The sequence below is a fragment of the Sphingomonas zeicaulis genome (assembly GCF_050433225.1).
GTDB lineage: Bacteria > Pseudomonadota > Alphaproteobacteria > Sphingomonadales > Sphingomonadaceae > Sphingomonas_D > Sphingomonas_D zeicaulis.
On record NZ_JBNPXQ010000001.1, the window covers coordinates 728,884 to 747,092 of the forward strand.

Sequence of the window (18,209 nt, forward strand, 5' to 3'; positions counted from 1 at the left end):
GGAACAACCGTCGGGAAGGGAGAGGGTATGGACGCCGGAACCATGAGGATGGTCAGGGTGCACGGGCCGGGGGCGGTTTCGCTCGACGATGTCGCGATTCCCCGCTGTGGCCCCACCGACGTTCTGGTGCGGGTGGCGCGCTGCGGGCTGTGCGGATCCGATCTTGGCTATATTGAAACCGGCGGCGTCGCCGCGCCGGCGACCGAGCCGTTCGGCATCGGTCATGAACTGGCCGGCACGATCGAAGCGGTGGGATCGGCGGTGCAGGGCATCGCGACCGGCACGCGCGTAATCGTCAACCCTATGGGGGATGGTAACGGCATCGGCGCCGGTGTGCCCGAGGGCGCGTTCGCGCCCCTGCTCCGCGTTGCCAATGCCACGACCGGCGGCAGCATCCATCCGATCCCCGATCATGTCGGCTGGGATGCGGCGGCGCTGGCCGAACCGCTCGCGGTCGCGCTGCACGCGGTGCGGCGGGGTGGCGCGACGCGGGGGGACAAGGTGGCGGTCTATGGCGCCGGGCCGATCGGGCTCGGCATCATCTTCTTCCTCAAGCGCATGGGCGTGGGCCATGTCGCGGCGGTGGATCTCTCCGCCGGCCGGCTGGAGCGCGCCGCGCGGCTGGGAGCCGATCTCTGTGTCGATGCCTCGCGGGACGATATCGCCGGGGCGCTGGGCGATGCGCATGGCCGCGCCGACCTGTTCGGCTGGCCGACCGTGGGCACGAACCTGTTCTACGAGGCGGCGGGCGGCCCGGCGGTGCTGCCCGGCATCGTCGGGCTCGCACCCTTCCATGCGCGGGTGGTGATGGTGGCCGTCCACCACGCGCCGCTCGCGATCGACTGGAAGATGGCGCTGGGCAAGGAGATGAGCTTCATCACCTCGATGGCCTATCCGGACGAGTTTCCGGAAGTGATCGCAGCACTTTCCGAACCCGGCTTCGATGCCGATGCCTTCATCAGCCATCGCGTGCCGCTCAGCCGGTTCGGCGATGCGCTCGCCGCCGCGCGCGACCGCGCCGGATCGGCCAAGATCATGGTGACTTGCGATGCCTGACGCGATCCATATCGACGACCTCGCCGAACCGCGCCTGACCGACCGTCAGCGCGCTGCCATCGCGGGGGCGCCGCCGGTGCGCTTCGATGTCGAATCGGTGCTGGCGGCGGCGCGCGGCACCACCGGCCTCGACGATTTCGGCGCCGATGATTTTCGCCAGCGGCTCGGCCTGTGGCTCGACAGTTTCGATGCCGATGCCGACCTGACCGACCTCGGCCGAGCGACGCTGTTCGGCGAATGCGTGCGCTATGCCTCCACCCGGCTGCGGCTTGAGGATCTGCTGCGCCGCCACCCCGAGATCGGGCGGATCGCGATCGACCGGCCGATCATGGTCGCCGGGCTGCCGCGATCGGGCACGACGCACCTCGTCAACATCCTTGCCGCCGACCCGCGGCTGCGCTCGACGCCCTTGTGGGAGACGATGGAGCCGATCCCGGCGCCGGAGGATCAGGGCACGCCCGATCCCCGCTATGTTCGCACCGCGGCGATGTGGGGCGCGTTCGAGGAGACGCTGCCGCTGATGCCGGCGATGCATGAAATGGCGCCCGAGCATGTCCATGAGGATATCGAACTGCAGGGGCCGGACTTCTCCTCCTACCTGCCCGAATGGCTGAGCCGGCCGACGGCGTGGCGGGATCATTATCTGAACACCGATCAGACCCCGCATTATGCCTATGCCAAGCGGATGATGCAGGCGCTGACCTGGCTGAAGGGGCCGCGCCGCTGGGTGGTGAAATCGCCGCCGCACATGGAAAATCTGCCGGCGCTGATCGCGGTGCATCCAACCGCGATCGTGCCGATCACGCATCGCGATCCGGTGGCGGTGCTGCAATCGGCGATCACGATGATCGCCTATGGCGACCGCATCCGCCGCAAGCGGCAGGATCTGCCCGCGCTCGCCGCCTGGTGGATCGACCGCATCGAGGCGCTGTTGCGCCGCTGCGTGCGGGATCGGGATGCGATCCCGGCGGCGCAATCGATCGACATCCTTTTTCACGAATATATGGCCGACCAGAAGCGGACGGTGGCGCGCGTCTATGCGATGGCCGGGCTGGAGATGACGCCGGAGGCGGAGGCACGGATCGATGCCTTCCTCACCGCCAACCCGCGCAATAAGCATGGCCGCGTCGTCTATGACCTGATCGGCGATTTCGGCATCGACATCGGTGCGCTGCGCGAGCGCTTCGGCTTCTATTATGATCGCTTCCCGGTCGCGCGCGAGCCGGTGGCAGGGGAACGGCTGTGAGTGGCGCCGACCGGCTGCTCTCGGGCCGCGCGTTCGAGGATTATCTCGAAACCATTCGCATCGCCGCGCGGATGATCGATCGGTTCGGCGACGAGGTGGACGATCTCGATCGCGCCGAATGGTATCGCTTCGTCACGCGGTTGATGCGGAACGGCTTCGAGCGTTTCGTCGAGAATTGCGAACCCGAACGGCCACGGCTGCGCGACACGCCGTGGCGGCAGGCGATCAACTTCCAGTCGCCCGATCAGGATCATCTCCTCGCCGAATTCATCGACGGGCGTCGCGATTATCGCATCACCGGCAATCGCGGCACGATCCCCTATTTCGTGATCGCAAGCTGGCGCGCGCCGCAGCCGGCGGCACCCGGCGAACAGGATTGGGCGGGGCCGGGCGAGGCGGGACTGGCCGACTTCGATCCCGCAACCCTGACCACCACCGGCTTCCTCCAGAGCGATGCGATCCGCTTCGCTGCCAATGGTGATTTCGAGATCATCGTCTCGCAGCACAAGCCGGCGGGTGACGTCGCATGGTTGCCCATCACCGAGGATTGCGTCGGGCTGCTCGTCCGCACCGTCTATCATCTGCGCGAGGAAACGATCGCGCCGGTGATGCGCATCGAGCGGCTGGACGGTGCCGAGCCCCGCCCGATCCGGCCCGCCGATATGGCGGACGGGCTGGCGAAGTCGGCGCAGGTGGTGCTGGCCTATGCCGCGCTGGTGCGGCGCTGGTGGCAGGACAATCTGGGGCAGCGCCCCAACCGCATCCGCTTCAGCCGCGCGGTCTATCTCTCCAACGGCGGCGTGCCCGATCGCCATCATGGCTTCGGCACCTGGGAATGCGGCGCGGACGACGCGCTGGCGATCCGCTTCACGCCGACGCCCTGCGATTACTGGATCTTCCAGCTCTGCAACATCTGGCAGGAAAATCTCGACAATTATGAGGATGGCGGCGGCCATGTGCAGAGATATCGCGCCATAGCCGAGCCCGACGGGTCGATCCTCATCACCATCGCGGCGCATGATCCCGGCATCGGCGGCAATCATGTCGATCCCTATGGCCATCGCCATGGCGGGATGAGCCTGCGGCTGATCAAGACAGAGGGCGAGCCACCGCCAGTGCGCCTGTGGCGCGTGCCACTGGCCGACCTCACCGCCAAAGGCCGGGCACTGCTCGACACGGCCGCGCCGATCGAGAGCGGCGAAATCACCGATTGAGGGGGCAAGAGGATGGGCTGGAGCGATCTCAGCTATAATTATGCCGGCGCGCATGTGCTGGTGACCGGCGGCACGAGCGGCATCGGCGCCGAAATCGCGCGCAACTATGTCGAGGCGGGCGCGACGGTGACGATCACCGGCACGCGCGGCGACTCCGCCGACTATGACGAGGATCTGTCCGCCTATCGCTACCTCCGGCTCGACGTGGAGGATCGCGACCAGATCGCCGCGGTCGCCGCCGCGCAGGCCGAGCTGGACATCCTCGTCAATAATGCCGGATTGGCGCTGGGATCGATCGGGCTCGACGAGTGGGATCCGGCGATCTTCGAACGCTCGCTGGCGATGCACCTGACCGCCGCCTATCGCATGGCGCATGGCTGCCGCGGCGCGCTGGCGCAGAGCCGGCGCGCGGGCGGCGCGTCGGTGATCGGCATCGCCTCGATGACCTCTTTTTTCGGCATCGGCATGATCCCCGGCTATGGCGCTGCGAAGACCGGGCTGGTGGGGCTGACCCGCGTGCTCGCGGTGGAATGGGCGCAACAGCGCATCCGCGTGAATGCGGTCGCCGCCGGGCTGACCCGCAGCAAAATGACCGCCGGCACCTTCGATGAAATCGAGTGGACCGGGCCGACCTTGGCGCGCACCCCGATCGGTCGGCTGGGCGAGCCCGCCGACATTGCCGGCGCGGTGCTGTTCCTCACCAGCTCGGCAGCATCGTGGATCACGGGGCAGGTGCTGCCGATCGATGGCGGCTTCACGGTGTCCGGCTGATGGGCATCGCGACGATCGACCATGTCAATGTGCGTACGCCGAACCCGGCGCGCGCGATCGCCTTCTACCGAGACGTGCTCGGCATGCGCTTCCAGCCTTTTCCCGGATATGAGGATGGCGTGCGCGGCGGTTGGATGCTGGACGATGGCGGCCATGCAGCGGTGCATATCGGCTCGGCGGCGCTCGCTTATCCGAGCGACGATGCGGTGCCCTGGCAGGCCGGAGCAGCGCAGGGCGCGCTGCACCATGTCGCGCTCGCCTGTACCGATCGCGATCGGATGGAGGCGCGGCTTGCCGCCCAGGGCGTCGGCTGGACGGCGAACCGCATCGACGCGGTGGAACTGACCCAGCTCTTTGTCGTCGATCCCGACGGCGTCCTGCTTGAGCTCAACTTCCATGAGCCCTGACGCGCTGATCCTTTCGGCGGGTACGGTGCAGGCCGTGCCCTTCCTCGATCGGCTGGCACCGGCGCGCGCCGCCGGCTTCGCCGGCGTTTCGATGTTCGCCGCCGATATGGAGACGCTGGCTGGGCAGGGTGTCGATGCCGCCGAGGTGCGGATGCGCGTCGCCGATGCCGGGCTGTTCATCCATGAAGTGGAGATCGTCGGCAACTGGCTGCCCGGCACGCCGACCAAGCCCAATCCGGGGTGGCTGGAGGCGTTGCTTCAGCGCACTACCGCCGCGCATGTGATCGCCATCGCCGGGGCGGTCGGCGCGCGGGGCATCACTGTCGCCGAACTGCGCGGCGTCGCATGCCCGCCGGATGAAGCGGCGCAGGCATTCGCGGCGCTGTGCGACCGCGCGGCGGATGTCGGGCTGCACGTCGCGCTGGAATTCGTGCCGACCGGCCGCATTCCCGACCTCGCCACCGCATGGCCCATCGTCGAGGCGGCGGGGCGCGCCAATGGCGGGTTGCTGGTCGATAGCTGGCACATGTTCCGCGGCACGCCCGATCTCGGCCTGCTCGCATCGCTGCCCGCCTGGGCGATCAAGAGCATCCAGATCTGCGATGCACCGGCGGAACCCGAGGCTGATCTCGACCATGCGATGGTGCATGACCGGCTGCTGCCCGGTGAGGGGGCGCTCGATCTTGCAGGTTTCATAGTGGCGCTGCGCGAGACCGGCACGTCGGCCCCGCTGGGGGTGGAAATATTTTCGGATGCGCTCGCGGCATTGCCGATGGCGGAGATCGCCGCGCGCTGTGCCGCCGCGGCGCGGCGCATGATCGGGGAGACGATCGATGGCTGAACAACCGGGCGCTGTGGTGGTCGGAACCGGCTTCGGCCTGTTCACCCATGTCCGCGCGCTGCGCGAAGCGGGGTTCGCCGTGCGCGCGATCGTCGGGCGCAACCGCCAACGCACCGCACAGCGCGCCGCGCCGCTCGGCATTCCGCTCGCCACCGACAGTCTGGCCGAAGCGCTTGCGGACCCGGCCACCATGCTGGTGACTGTCGCGACGCCGCCGCATGCCCATTTCCCGGTAGTGATGGAGGCGATCGCCGCCGGCCGTCACATCGTCTGCGAAAAGCCGTTCGCGCGCGATCTGGCGGAGGCGCGGACGATGCGCGATGCCGCCGAGCGCGCGGGCATCATCCATATGCTCGGCGCCGAGTTCCGCTTCGATGGCGCGCAGGCGCTGCTGCGGCGGGTGGTGCAGGATGGCCTGATCGGCGCACCGCGCCAGTTTCTACGCATTTACCACCAGCCCGGGCTGCAGGATCCTGCGGAGAAGCTCAGCGACTGGTGGGAGGATGCGGGGCAGGGCGGCGGCTTCCTCGGCGCATTCGGCACCCACATGATCGACCAGATCCTCTCGACCTTGGGACCGGTCATGCGGGTCAATTGCGTGCTGCAGACATTGGCGCCCGGCCGGCCGAACATGACCGCGGACGACAGCTATGTGCTGCAGTTCGAATGCGCGGGCGGTGCGAAGGGCGCGCTGATCGCGGCGATGGCCGCGCCGGGGCCGCTGATCATGGCGACCAAGATTGTCGGCACAAAGGGCGGTGCCTGGATCCAGTCCGGCGCCGGCTTCGGCGATCCGGAGGAGGTATGGGTCAGCGATGCCGCAGGCCAGCGCCGGATCGACATGCCGTCAGAATTGGCGATGCCGCGCCCCGAGCCCTTTCCGGTCGCCGACCTGATCCAGACCGAGCAGGATCGCTGGCACACAATGGGGTTCGACGTCGCGCCTTATGCCCGGCTGTTCGCCGAGATGCGCCGCCGCATCGCGGGTGAGGCGATTACCGCGCGTGAGACCGCCGGTAGCTTCGTCGATGCGGTGCGCGGGCAGGCGGTGCTCGACGCGGCCCGTGCTTCGGCCGCGCAGGGCGCCTGGGTCGATGTGGCGCAGGACTGATCATGATCATGATGTTTCGCGAGATGAGGTGAGATGCTTCCCAACACGCTGACCATGGGCGCGCTAATCGACGAAGCCGCCGCGCGCTGGCCCGATACCGCCTTCCTGCACGACGAGGATGGCGGGACGATCAGTTTCGCCGCTTTTCGCGCCGCCACCCGCCGCGTCTCCCGCGCGCTGATCGCGCGCGGCGGCGTGCCGGGGGATCGCATCGCGATCTGGGCGCCCAACAGCGCGGGCTGGGCGATCGCGGCGGCGGGCGCGGTGCAGATCGGGTTGCACCTGATACCGCTCAACACGCGCTTCAAGGGCGCCGAGGCGGCGGACATCCTCGGGCGCGGCGGGGTGCGCTGGCTGTTCAGCGTGCGCAACTTCCTCGGCTTCGACTATGGCGCGATGCTGGCGGGGCGCGATCTGCCACGGCTCGAAGAGACCGTCTTCCTCGATGACGGCTTCGACGCGTGGCTGGCGGCCGGCGACCCGGTCGACGATGCCGCAGTCGATGCGCGCATCGCGGCGGTCGCGCCCGACGATGTCGCGGACATACTGTTCACCTCGGGCACCACCGGCCGGCCCAAGGGGGCGATGAGCAGCCACATGCAGAACCTGCGCACCTTCCAGGCGTGGAGCGATGCGGTGGGGCTGCGCGAGGGCGATCGCTATCTGGTGGTCAATCCCTTCTTCCACACCTTCGGCTACAAGGCGGGCTGGATCGCGGCGCTGCTGCAGGGTGCGACCGTTTATCCGATGGCGATGTTCGACGCTGCGACCGCGCTTCGCCGCATCGCCGAGGACAGGATCAGCGTGCTGCCGGGGCCGCCGACCATCTTCCAGTCGCTGCTCGACGCGCCCGAGCGTGCCGTCAGCGACATTTCCAGCCTGCGCCTGTCGGTCACCGGCGCCGCGAGCGTGCCGCCCGTGCTGATCCGGCGGATGCGCGAGGATCTCGGCATCGAGGACGTGCTGACCGCTTATGGTCTTACGGAAAGCTGCGGCTGCGTCAGCGCGACCAAGGCAGGGGATCCGGCCGAACTGGTCGCGGCAAGCTGCGGCACGCCGATCCCCGGCGTGGAGGTGCGGCTGGTCGATCCGGACGGCAGGGATGTCGCGACGGGTGAGGCGGGCGAATTGCTGGTGCGCGGGTTCAATGTGATGAAGGGCTATCTCGACGATCCCGCCGCCACCGCCGAGGCGATCGATGCCGAAGGCTGGCTGCGCACCGGCGACATCGCAACGCAGGATGCGCGCGGCTATCTGAAGATCACCGATCGCGCCAAGGACATGTTCATCTGCGGCGGCTTCAACTGCTATCCCGCCGAGATCGAGGCGCGCATCCTCGAACATCCCGAGGTCGCCCGCGTCGCCGTCGTCGGCCGGCCGCACGAGCGGCTGGGCGAGGTGGGGCATGCGGTGGTCGTCCCCAAGCCCGGCGCTGCGCAGGATGAAGTGGCCTTTCTCGCCTGGTGCCGTGACGAGATGGCGAACTACAAGGCACCGCGCACCGTGGAGTGGGTGGCGGAACTGCCGCTGAACGCCGCGGGCAAGGTGCAGCGATTCATGCTGAAATAGCCGGGGCGCGATCGCCGCGCATGACACAGGTGGTTCCATTTCCCGCCCGAACCTCTAGTCGTTGGCGTTTGATATCTGCCGGGGACCGATCGTGACTGCTGAACCCAATTCCACGGGCGCGATGCCGCGATCGTTGTTCGTCTATGCGCTGTTCTACGGCGGCATGGTCTGCATCGCCGGCGTCTTGGGCAACAAGCTGGTCTCGCTCGGCCCGATCTCGGCGCTGGGGCCGGTCATCGGCCTGGGGCCGCTGGCGGTGGAGGCGGGCATCTTCGCCTTCCTGCTGCTCGTCGCGCTGTCCAGCGCAGTCGCCGAGATCCATGGCGTGAGGGCCGCGAACCGGCTGGTGCAGATCGGCTTCCTGCCGATGATCGTGGCGATGGCGCTGATCGAGCTCGTGCTGTCGCTCCCGGCGGCTGCCAGCATGGAGGCCGAGCGCCTGGCCGCGTTCGAGACGATCCTGGGGCAGAGCGCGCGGCTGATGCTCGCCGGCCTCATCGCCTATGGCACCTCACAGACGCTCAACGTCACCGTGTTCAGCGCCCTCAAGGGGCGGGAAGGAAGCCGCCTGCTGTGGCTGCGTTCGGCGGTGGCCAGTACCCTGTCGCAGATTGTCGATACCTTGCTGTTCATCACCATCGCCTTCTACGGCGTGTTCCCGATCGGCGGCGTCATCGTCGGGCAGATGGTCACCAAGGTGGTGTTGTCGATCGTGCTGGTGCCGCTGCTGATCTACGCGTTCGTCGCACTCGGGCGGCGGCTTGACGGCAGCGTGACCGCCCGCTGAGCAGCACGCGAAAAAGCCGTTTTCACGCGCGCGCGGAAACTCTAAGGCCGCGCGCATGACGAACAGCACCATCGATCCGGCGATGCTCGCCAAGGCCGAAACGCTCACCGAGGCGCTGCCCTATATGCAGCGCTATGCGGGGCGGACTTTCGTGGTCAAATATGGCGGTCACGCCATGGGCGATCCCGAACTGGCGCGCGATTTCGCCGAGGATGTGGTGCTGCTGAAGGCGGTGGGCATCAATCCGATCGTCGTCCATGGCGGCGGCCCGCAGATCGGCGCGATGCTCAAGCGGCTCGGCGTCGAATCACAGTTCATCGGCGGCCTGCGGGTGACCGATGCGGAAACCGCGCACATCGCCGAAATGGTGCTGGCGGGGTCGATCAACAAGGAAATCGTCAACTGGATCGGCACCGCCGGTGGCCGCGCCGTGGGTATCTCCGGCAAGGATGCCGGGCTGGTCACCGCGCGCAAGGTGGGGCGGGACGAGGCGGATGCGCTGCAGGGCATCGAACGGCATGTCGATCTCGGTTTCGTCGGCGAACCGGTGGGCGTCGACCGCCGCATCCTCGATACGATGTCCGAAGCGGGCGTGATCCCGGTGATCGCACCGATCGCCAGCGGCGCGGACGGCCACACCTACAACATCAACGCCGATACGATGGCGGGCGCGATCGCCGCCGCGGTCGGGGCGTCGCGCTTCTTCCTGCTGACCGACGTCGCAGGAGTGCTCGACAAGGAGAAGAACCTCCTGACCGATCTCAACCCGGAACAGGTTGCCGTGCTGAAGGCTGACGGCACGATTTCGGGCGGCATGATCCCCAAGCTCGACACGTGCATTCACGCGGTGGAGAATGGCGTCGATGCCGCGGTCATCCTCGACGGCCGCGTGCCGCATGCGATGCTGATCGAGATCTTCACTCGCCGCGGCGCGGGCACGTTAATCCGGAAATAGGCCTGCAGACGCACAAGATTGCTGCCGCGCAACATAATCTGTGCTGACAGGGCGGGGCGCTTACATTAGTGTAAGCACCATGTCCGCCGCTGCCCCGCATCATCATCCGATCACCGTCGAACCGGCGGACATCGATTTCATGGGGCACGTCAACAATGCCCGCTATCTGGGCTGGGTGCAGGATGCGGTGATCGCCCACTGGCGCAACCTCGCGCCGGCCGAGGCGGTGGCGCAGCACCTGTGGGTCGCGCTCAAGCATGAGATCACTTACCGCAAGCCCGCCTTCCTCGACGATGAGGTGATTGCAACCGTCATCCTCGAAAAAGTGCAGGGCGCGCGTGCGTTTTACGAAACGCTGATCCGGCGCGGCGAGGAAGTGCTGGCGGAGGTGAAATCGAGCTGGTGCTGCGTCGATGCCGAAACGCTCCGCCCGGCACGGATCGCGGCGGACATCGCTGCGCGCTTTTTCGGGGACCGGACGGGGGAGCCGGCCGCGGGCTGAGGCTCCGGGCGTCGATCAGCGCGCGTTGCTGCGGTGCCTGTTCGAACGGACCTTTCCAGATCCATCGATCACCCCCGTTCGGTCGGGGCGAACGGGGGTGTCGGTCTTGTCCGGCGCTATCGCTTCGGCTTCTCGAACTTCAGCGTCATCCGATCGCTTTCGCCGATCGCCAGATATTTCTCGCGATCGACATCCTTCTTGGCGAGCGACGGCGGCAGCGTCCACACACCGTCCGGCCAATCCGCGCTGTCCTTGGGGTTGGCGTTGATTTCCGATTCATCGACCAGCTTGAAGCCGGCCTTCTCGGCGAGCGCGATCACCGTCGAGCGTTTGATGTAGCCGCTCTTCTTCTCCAGCGCGCTGTCGCGGTTCTCGGGCAGGCGGTGGTCGACCACGCCGAGCACGCCGCCGGGCTTGAGCACGCGATAGAAGGCGGCGAAATTATCGTCCGCCGCGCTGCCGCCGGTCATGATCATGTTGTGGACGTTGCGGAAGGTCAGCACCTTGTCCGCGCTGCCATCGGCGATCGCACCGGATGAGGGCGGCCAGGCGACCAGCTTGGCCTTGGCATAAGCGGCAGGCGCACCGTCGAACTTGGTCTTCAGCGCATCGAGCCCGCGCGTGCCGGGCTGAGCGGCATAATAGGCGCCCTTGCCGGCCAGATAGGGGGCGAGGATCTCGGTATACCAGCCGCCGCCGCCGGGGTTGTATTCCACCACCGTGTCGGTGGGGGCGACGCCGAAGAAGGCGAGCGTCTCGGCCGGGTGGCGATATTTGTCGCGCGCCCGGTTGGCTTCGCTGCGGTTGGAGCCTGCGATGGCCGTGGCCAGCGCCTGCGCATCGGTGCCCGGCGCCTTCGTCTCGCTCGCCAGGATCGCAGCGCCGCTGCCCGCAGTTACCACCAGCAGCGCAGCCGCTGCCAGCAAAGCATTCCGCATCATCACTCTCCACCCATGTTTTTGTCGGCGCGGGGACTTTCGCCCCCTTGTCTGCAACCTATCTGGAAGATGCGAGGAAAGACAAGTCGAAGGCGGGGTAATTTGCAGACGGAATTGTGGGCGCTTAGCGGCATCGCCGCGGCGGTGGCGGGCATTGCGGCCTTTGCCGACCGTCGTCGGCTGACACGTGAGGATCTCGATCGTGTAGGCGTTATGCCTTGGCCGGGCGTGCTGGTGGCCGCGATGCTGACGGCGATCGTCGCGGCAGCACTGGCGGTAAGAGGGTAGAAAAGGAAAGCCCTCTCCCCCGCGGGGGAGAGGGAGCAGAGGCCGTTAAAACGCGGCGCGCAATGTCACCTGGAACAGCGGGCCGGACTTCTCGCGTTCGATCTCATATTCGTCGAGTTCGCCCGCGGCGCGGTTGGCGAGGATCTCGTCGAGCGAATCCCCGTCATATTTGCGGAAGTCTTCCTTCTTCTGGCGGTCGAGCAGGTTCTGCACCGATCCGCGCAGCACGAAATTCTTGCCGATGCGCTTTTCGACGAACAATTCGAGGTCGGGATCGTATCGCAGGTCGATCGTCTCGTCGAAATTATACTCGCGCGCCTTGCTGCGGCCGGAAATGGTGGCGCCGAAGCTGGCGTCGATCGTCCGGACCGTCTGGATGAAGCCCAGATTGTAGACGTGGTGCGGCTGGTTGTTGAAGCGTCGCTTCTCGCCCGTGAACGGGTCGGTCGTTTCGCTGTCGAGATAGGTGTAGTTCGCGAACAGGCCGGTATCGGGCAGGCCGAAGACGGTCAGCGGCGCGGAGAAATCGATCTCCATGCCCCAGGTCTGGCCATCGCCGATGTTGCGCGGCGTATAGACATTGCCGCCCATATCGCTGTCGGCGATCCGCACCAGCTCGGTCAGATCCTTGATGTCGCGGTAGAAGAAGTTGATGCCGACGATGCCGCTCATCCCCAGCCGGCGCTCATAGCCGACGTCGACACCCCAGGCGCGTTCGTTCTTGAGTGCGGGATTGCCGATCGTCACATCCTCGTCGCCCGGGCTTTCCTCTTCCTCGAAGGGCGAAAGCAGGCCGTAGTTCGGGCGGCGGACGGTGCGCGCGATCGAGGCGCGGAATTGGTCGCGCGCCGTCGGTGCGTAGCGGAGGTGCAGCGACGGGTTGAGCGTCTCCGTGTCGTAGGACGCGTCGTCGATATCCTCGCCGGTCACGTCGCGGCGGGTGACCTCGTAACGCAGGCCGGCATCGATGCTGAACGTCTTGCTCGGCTCATAGGTCAGCCGCACATAGGGGTCGTAGCGATCTTCCTTGATCTTGAACTCGCCGGCCAGAAAGTCGCCATCGTTCAGGCCGTTGCGCTCCTTGTGAAGCAGATCGACGCCCGCCTTCACCTTCAGCGGCGAATCCTTGCCGAAGGCGAGGCTGATCGTACCGGTATATTCATCGTCCTTGATGTTGAGCGTCTCTTCCTCGTCGAGTTCGAGGTCGGTCAGATCGTCCTCATTCTCGCCGACGAACACGGTCGAGGTCGAATCCTCGCGGAAGCCGGCCCAGCCCGCGGCCAGCCCGAGTTCGACGCCACCCAGCGGTACGATCGCATCCATGCCGAGCGAGTAGGTCTGCTGGTTGATCTCCTCATGCTGGACCTCGATGCCATCGAACTCCAGATCCTCGCCGGCGAGCGTCAGCGAGGTCTCGTCCTCGTCGCGATCGGTGTCGACGAAGAAGCCCGAGAAGCGGATGCGGCCGTCATCGCCGAAGCGGTGCGTCAGTTCCAGGTTGCCCGAAAGGTCGCTGCCGTCGCGGGTATCGTCCTGCAGTTCGGTATCGTCGAACTCGGGATCGTCATTGTAGGGCGCGCCGGTCGTCGGCGTGTCGCCGAAGCGGTAGGAGACCTTCTTCTTCGGGTTGCGGCGCTCCTGATAGTTCAGGCCGGCCCAGATCGTGGTGTCCTCACCGATGTTGGTCGCATAGGCGATGGCGCCCGAGGGGCGGACCTTGCCATCCTCGTTGATCAGCGCGCCGACCTTGGCGAAGCCGCCCTCGAAACTGACCGATTCCTTGGTGATGATGTTGAGCGTGCCGGCGATGCCCTCGCTCGGCTGGTCGGCCCGGGGGGCGCGGACGATCTCGATGCGCTCGACCAGTTCGGCTGGGATGCGGTCGACGAAGAAGCTGCGATCCGCCTCGCCGCCGGGCGCGCGGCGGCCGTTGATCAGCACCTGGGTGAAGCCCGGCGGCAGGCCGCGCATCTGGACGCCGTCATATTCCAGCACGTCGGACGTGAAGGTCACGCCCGGCACGCGCTTCAGCATCTCGCCCACCGAAACCGGCTCGAAGCGCTGGAAATATTCGAGGTCGTAGGAGAGCACCGGGTTGACGTCGTCGGTGCGGTTGCGGAAGCTGATCTGGCCATTGACGATGATGTCGGTGGCGCGGACCGGATCGGCCTCCTCCTGCGGCGTCTCCGCATCGGTCGGCAATTCCTGCGCGACGGCGGGCATGGCGAAGATGAGCGGCAGCGCAACGCCGCCAAGCAGCAGCAGTTTCTTGGTCACAGAATTCCCCTTTTTCCGGCAAGACACCGAAATTGACCGCCGCGGTTTGCGATGTATGAGCGGCGCGATTGAGCGGGCCAGTGGAGAATTCACGTGACGCAGACCCTACAGTTTTGTTTCAAATCGGTGACCACTGCGTTGCTTCTTTGCACCGTGGCGGCCTGTGGCGGCGGCGAAACGGCTGACAACACAGTGTCCAACATTGGGAACATGTCGGAGTCTGAGCCTGCGGCGACGCCCGCGCCGATCGTTACGGCCGAGGTCACCGCGCGCGGCGAGACCGATGTCGTCGGCACCGCTAACGCCGATGCGGCGGATGATCCCGCGGTCTGGCGCAACCCCGCCGACCCCGCGAAGAGCCTGATCGTCGCTACCGACAAGAAGGCCGGCCTCTATGTCTATGGACTGGACGGTAAGACGCGGTCCTTCATCAAGACCGGCCGGGTCAACAATGTTGATCTGCGCGCCGATGTGCCGATCGGCGGCACCAACGCTGTTCTCGTGGTGGCGAGCGACCGCAGCGACGAGGCCAACGCGAAGATCGCGCTGTTCCGGCTCGACACCGCGACCGCGAAGTTGACCGCGCTGGGCACGGTGCCGTCGATCGAGGGGGAGGCCTATGGCATGTGCCTCTATCGCGACGCTGGCGCTCTTTATGCCTTCATGGTCACCAAGGAAGGTGGCATCGGCCAGGTTGCGCTCGATCTCGCCGGCGCCAAGCCCACCGGCCGGCTGGTCCGCCGCCTGAAGGTGGGCAGCCAGGCCGAAGGCTGCGTCGTCGACGAACGCACCCAGCGCCTTTATGTCGCCGAGGAGGATGTCGGCATCTGGCGCTTCGATTCGCGGCCGACAGGGGCGGCGGAAGCGGTGTCGATCGCCAAAGTCGACAAGCAGCGTCTGTTCGACGATGTCGAGGGACTGGCGATCGCGAGCGACGGTGCCAATGGCGGCTATCTTGTCGTCTCCAGCCAGGGCGACAATGCCTACGCGCTTTATCGGCTGGCCGATGATTCCTATGTCGGCCGATTCCGCATCGCCAAGGGCAAGCTGGGATCGACCGAGGAGACCGACGGCATCGAGGTGATCGCCGGCGACTTCGGCCCCGATTTCCCCGGCGGCATCATGATCGCGCAGGATGGCGAGAACGCGCCGGCGGCGCAGAACTTCAAGCTCGTCGCGTGGGACGATGTGTTGAAGACGTTGAAGCTGAAGTGAAGCCAAAGGGCGGGGGCGCGCAGCCTCCGCCCGCTAGCGCTGCCGCGCCGACCGCAGCGCAGGCGACCGAGACGACGAGCGCAGGCACTGCAACCGTCGCGATCGGGGTGAGCAGGCGTCCGCCCACCGCGACCAGCACCAGCGCATGATGGATCGCCCACCATGGGCAGCAGCGCGACGCAGGGGATGGCGAGCAACGCGCCGCCACCCATCATGATCGGCTGCGCGGCAAGGCCGAGGCGCGCGCGCAGCACGCGATCGAGGAAGCCGGCAATGGGCAGGCAGCCGATGCTGGTGATCAAGGTGACGATTCCCAGCGCATGGCCGATGTCGCGCATGCCGGCGTGGAAGCGACGCTCGAGCGCCAGTGCGATCAACGGATTGAGCGCCTGCACCGCGATCATCAGGCAACCGGCGATGCCCACGAACAGGCCGATCGCCTGCCAGCGCTCACGCAGGAAGACGGGCAGCGAGCCCGCCGTTTCGGCCTCGGCCGCGGCAATCCGGCGAAGGCGAGCAGCAGCATCGCCTTGCGCCATGGCGCCATCGCGAAAGGCAGGCCGGCATCGGCGGCTTGAACGATCCCGTCGCCGAAATAGTAGCCGGCGCTGGCGCCCGCCGCCATCAGCGCGGCGAAGCAGAGGTTGGAAGCGACGCGGTGGCGCTCGGGCGCGAGATCGGGGAACAGCGAATAGACGCGTACGCAATCAAATAAGCACGTCAGCGGCTCAGCTCTGCACTGACGGCGTTCGTTCAGCAGCAGGCAGGTCAGCACGACGGCGTTGCGGTATCGCGACGTCCTTAGGTCTTTGGGCGAGCGCCCGGCATGGCTCGTCGTCCTTAGAAGTCGATCGAGGCGGAGACCTTGTAGGTGCGCGGCATGCCTTGTAGCAGCGCGCTGCCGAACGACCCGAAGGCGGACGACCAGTAGCGCTTGTCGGCGACATTATCGACGTTGAAGCGCAGGGTCAGCGGGTTCTCTGCGATCGGTACGACGTAGCGCGCGCCGAGGTCGAAGCGGGTCCAGGCGGGAATTTCCAGCGTATTCGCCGGGTTCACCATCTGCTCGCCGGTGCGCACGACGCGGCCGGTCACGGTGGCGCCGAGGAGGAAAGGCAGATCCCATTCGACATTCGCGTTGGCAAGATATTCGGGCACGCCGATCGCATCATTGCCTTCATTGAGGCCGTTCAACGTGCGGCGCAGCTTGGCATCGTTGATCGATCCGCCGGCAATGATCCGCAGGCCTTCCACCGGCTCACCGTCCACGCTGAACTCGATGCCGCGGTTGCGCTGCTGGCCGAAGATACCGAAGGTCACCGCGTCCGGATTGCCGGGGATCGGCGTCGACACGCTGTAGGCGCTCGGCCGTTCGGTCTGGAAGGCGGCCAGCGACATGTTGAAGCGGCCCAGGCTCAGCTTGCCGCCGACCTCATATTGCTTCGACTTGAAGGGCGGAAACGCCTCGCCGGGATTGGTAATGTTGGCACCGTTGGGCGCGGTATCGCCCTGGACGAGCGCCTCGATCCGGTTGGCGAAGATTGAGAGCCCTTCCATCGGTTTCACCACCACGCCGACCACCGGTGTGACCGCATCCTCATCATAGCGGCTTTCGAAGGCGCCGGTGGCGTAGGCGTAGCGCGTGACCTTGATCGTCTGCAGGCGCAGGCCGGCGGTGACGAGGATGCGATCGTCGAGGAAGCCGATCGTGTCGGAGGCGAAGGCGCTGGCCAGCCGGTTGCGCTGGATGGGGAAGGGGGCGTCCAGATCGCCGCCGGCGAAGGAACGGGCCGGGAAGGCCATCTGCGGCGTATCGTAGAGGTTGGTCGCGAAGCCCGTGCGGAAGTCATAGGCGTTGCGGTTGACCTGCCAGATATAGGATCCGCCGAAGTTGAACTCGTTGGTGATCCCGCCGGCTTCCAGCTTCACCCGCAGGCCCGCCTGCGCGGCCTCGTTGTTGTCCGTGCGCGGGATGTAGCTCGCGCTGCCGTTGGCCGCACCGGTGACGATGTCGGTCACGGTGATGCCGTCGTACACGCCTTCCTCAAACCCGTCGCGCGCGCCGAACGAGGCATAAAGCATGGCATTCTCGCTCAGATCATATTCGGCGCGGATGGTGCCGAAGATGTCGCGCAGATCGGTATAGGCAAAGGCCTGGCCATAATTATGATCGGATTTCGGCACGCGCGGGATCGCGGTGACGCCCGCGGCGAGGCTGACGGTGGGGCGCAGGTTACGCACCTTGACGCGCTGATAGGCGAGATCGACGAACAGGCGCGCATTTTCGCTGTGCCAGTCGAACGAGGCGCCGATCACCGTCGAGCGGCGATATTCATCGTCGATCGCCACGTCGCCGCCGCGGAGCGCGCCATTGACGCGGACGCCGAACGAACCGTCGCCAAAGCGCCGCGAGAAATCGAAACTGCCGCCGAAATCGCTCGTGGAGGTATAGTTGGCCGTGACGCGGTTCAGCGGCCGCTCGCCTGCCTTCTTGGTGATCAGGTTGACGCTGCCGCCGATGCCGGAGCCGCCCGGTGCGGCGCCGTTGAGAAAGGCGGTGGCGCCGTTCAGCACCTGCACCTGCTGATAGAGTTCGGGCGCGACGAGCTGGCGCGGGGTGAGGCCATAGAGGCCGTTCATGCCGATATCGTCGCCGAAAAGCGCAAAGCCGCGGATCACGAACTGCTCGGAGGCATTGCCGAAGCCGTAGGTGGTGCGCACCGATGGATCATTCTCCAGCACCTGGCCAAGCGTCTGCGGCTGCTGGTTGAGGATCAGGGTTTCGCTATAGCTCTTGACGCTGAACGGCACGTCGCCGGAATCCTTGTCTCCCAAAATGCCGATCTGGCCGCCCCGGATCACCTGCGTGCGGTTTTCGCGCTGCGCGGTCACCACGATCTCGCCACTGTCTTCCCCCGCCGGTGCAGGCTCCACCTGCGCATGGGCGGCCATCGGGATAAGCGCGGCCGAAGACGCGAGCAGCGCGCGGAGACAGATACCAACGATCGACATGGAAGCCCCTTTTTACAGCG

Annotated in this window: 17 protein-coding genes; 14 read left to right on the forward strand and 3 right to left on the reverse strand. The window is 66.5% G+C overall.

Features of this window, described 5'->3' with window-relative positions:
* Positions 1-48 precede the first annotated feature (48 nt).
* From FHS96_RS03545 to FHS96_RS03595, 11 genes are all read left to right on the forward strand, one after another.
* A complete protein-coding gene (locus tag FHS96_RS03545) occupies positions 49-1,056 on the forward strand; it encodes a zinc-dependent alcohol dehydrogenase (RefSeq protein WP_429589590.1) in 1,008 nt (335 codons plus the stop codon).
* Entirely contained in the window at positions 1,049-2,302 is a 1,254-nt protein-coding gene (locus FHS96_RS03550) for a sulfotransferase family protein (RefSeq protein ID WP_429587993.1), read from the forward strand. The genes FHS96_RS03545 and FHS96_RS03550 overlap by 8 nt, the downstream gene beginning before the upstream one ends.
* Positions 2,299-3,516, forward strand: coding sequence for a hypothetical protein (locus FHS96_RS03555; protein ID WP_429587995.1), 1,218 nt, complete (start codon positions 2,299-2,301; stop codon positions 3,514-3,516). Before FHS96_RS03550 ends, FHS96_RS03555 begins: the two co-directional genes overlap by 4 nt.
* Before the next feature lie 12 nt (positions 3,517-3,528).
* Positions 3,529-4,287 (forward strand): SDR family NAD(P)-dependent oxidoreductase, encoded by a 759-nt coding sequence (locus FHS96_RS03560; RefSeq protein ID WP_429587997.1) that lies wholly within the window; start codon positions 3,529-3,531, stop codon positions 4,285-4,287.
* Positions 4,287-4,694 carry a VOC family protein gene (locus FHS96_RS03565; protein WP_429587998.1) on the forward strand — a complete coding sequence of 136 codons (408 nt, stop codon included), beginning with the start codon at positions 4,287-4,289 and terminating at the stop codon, positions 4,692-4,694. Before FHS96_RS03560 ends, FHS96_RS03565 begins: the two co-directional genes overlap by 1 nt.
* A complete protein-coding gene (locus FHS96_RS03570; protein ID WP_429587999.1) occupies positions 4,684-5,535 on the forward strand; it encodes a sugar phosphate isomerase/epimerase family protein in 852 nt (283 codons plus the stop codon). Before FHS96_RS03565 ends, FHS96_RS03570 begins: the two co-directional genes overlap by 11 nt.
* Positions 5,528-6,646, forward strand: a complete 1,119-nt coding sequence (locus FHS96_RS03575) for a Gfo/Idh/MocA family protein (protein ID WP_429588000.1) — start codon at positions 5,528-5,530, stop codon at positions 6,644-6,646. Before FHS96_RS03570 ends, FHS96_RS03575 begins: the two co-directional genes overlap by 8 nt.
* A gap of 33 nt (positions 6,647-6,679) precedes the next feature.
* Complete coding sequence (locus FHS96_RS03580; protein ID WP_429588001.1) at positions 6,680-8,215, forward strand: FadD3 family acyl-CoA ligase; 1,536 nt, start codon at positions 6,680-6,682, stop codon at positions 8,213-8,215.
* 121 nt (positions 8,216-8,336) lie between these two features.
* Entirely contained in the window at positions 8,337-9,002 is a 666-nt protein-coding gene (locus tag FHS96_RS03585; protein ID WP_429589593.1) for a queuosine precursor transporter, read from the forward strand.
* 55 nt (positions 9,003-9,057) lie between these two features.
* Positions 9,058-9,957, forward strand: coding sequence for an acetylglutamate kinase (gene argB / locus FHS96_RS03590; protein WP_429588002.1), 900 nt, complete (start codon positions 9,058-9,060; stop codon positions 9,955-9,957).
* Positions 9,958-10,036: 79 nt separating this feature from the next.
* Positions 10,037-10,459 (forward strand): acyl-CoA thioesterase, encoded by a 423-nt coding sequence (locus FHS96_RS03595; RefSeq protein ID WP_429588004.1) that lies wholly within the window; start codon positions 10,037-10,039, stop codon positions 10,457-10,459.
* A gap of 116 nt (positions 10,460-10,575) precedes the next feature.
* On the opposite strand, the gene FHS96_RS03600 is transcribed toward FHS96_RS03595, so the two are convergent.
* Complete coding sequence (locus tag FHS96_RS03600; RefSeq protein ID WP_429588006.1) at positions 10,576-11,397, reverse strand: class I SAM-dependent methyltransferase; 822 nt, start codon at positions 11,395-11,397, stop codon at positions 10,576-10,578.
* A 102-nt stretch (positions 11,398-11,499) separates the two neighbouring features.
* On the opposite strand from FHS96_RS03600, the gene FHS96_RS03605 reads away from it, so the two are divergent.
* Positions 11,500-11,685 (forward strand): hypothetical protein, encoded by a 186-nt coding sequence (locus FHS96_RS03605; protein WP_429588007.1) that lies wholly within the window; start codon positions 11,500-11,502, stop codon positions 11,683-11,685.
* Between the two features lie 45 nt (positions 11,686-11,730).
* Here the strand turns inward: FHS96_RS03605 and FHS96_RS03610 are convergent, their stop codons facing one another.
* A complete protein-coding gene (locus FHS96_RS03610; RefSeq protein WP_429588009.1) occupies positions 11,731-13,962 on the reverse strand; it encodes a TonB-dependent receptor plug domain-containing protein in 2,232 nt (743 codons plus the stop codon).
* A gap of 210 nt (positions 13,963-14,172) precedes the next feature.
* Here FHS96_RS03610 and FHS96_RS03615 point away from each other — a divergent pair, with 210 nt between their 5' ends.
* Together FHS96_RS03615 and FHS96_RS03620 are read left to right on the forward strand one after the other, a co-directional pair.
* Complete coding sequence (locus tag FHS96_RS03615; RefSeq protein ID WP_429588010.1) at positions 14,173-15,177, forward strand: phytase; 1,005 nt, start codon at positions 14,173-14,175, stop codon at positions 15,175-15,177.
* A 320-nt stretch (positions 15,178-15,497) separates the two neighbouring features.
* On the forward strand, positions 15,498-15,755 hold the full coding sequence (locus FHS96_RS03620; RefSeq protein WP_429588011.1) for a hypothetical protein: 258 nt from the start codon (positions 15,498-15,500) through the stop codon (positions 15,753-15,755).
* Between the two features lie 262 nt (positions 15,756-16,017).
* Here the strand turns inward: FHS96_RS03620 and FHS96_RS03625 are convergent, their stop codons facing one another.
* Positions 16,018-18,189 (reverse strand): TonB-dependent receptor, encoded by a 2,172-nt coding sequence (locus FHS96_RS03625; RefSeq protein WP_429588012.1) that lies wholly within the window; start codon positions 18,187-18,189, stop codon positions 16,018-16,020.
* Positions 18,190-18,209: the final 20 nt, after the last annotated feature.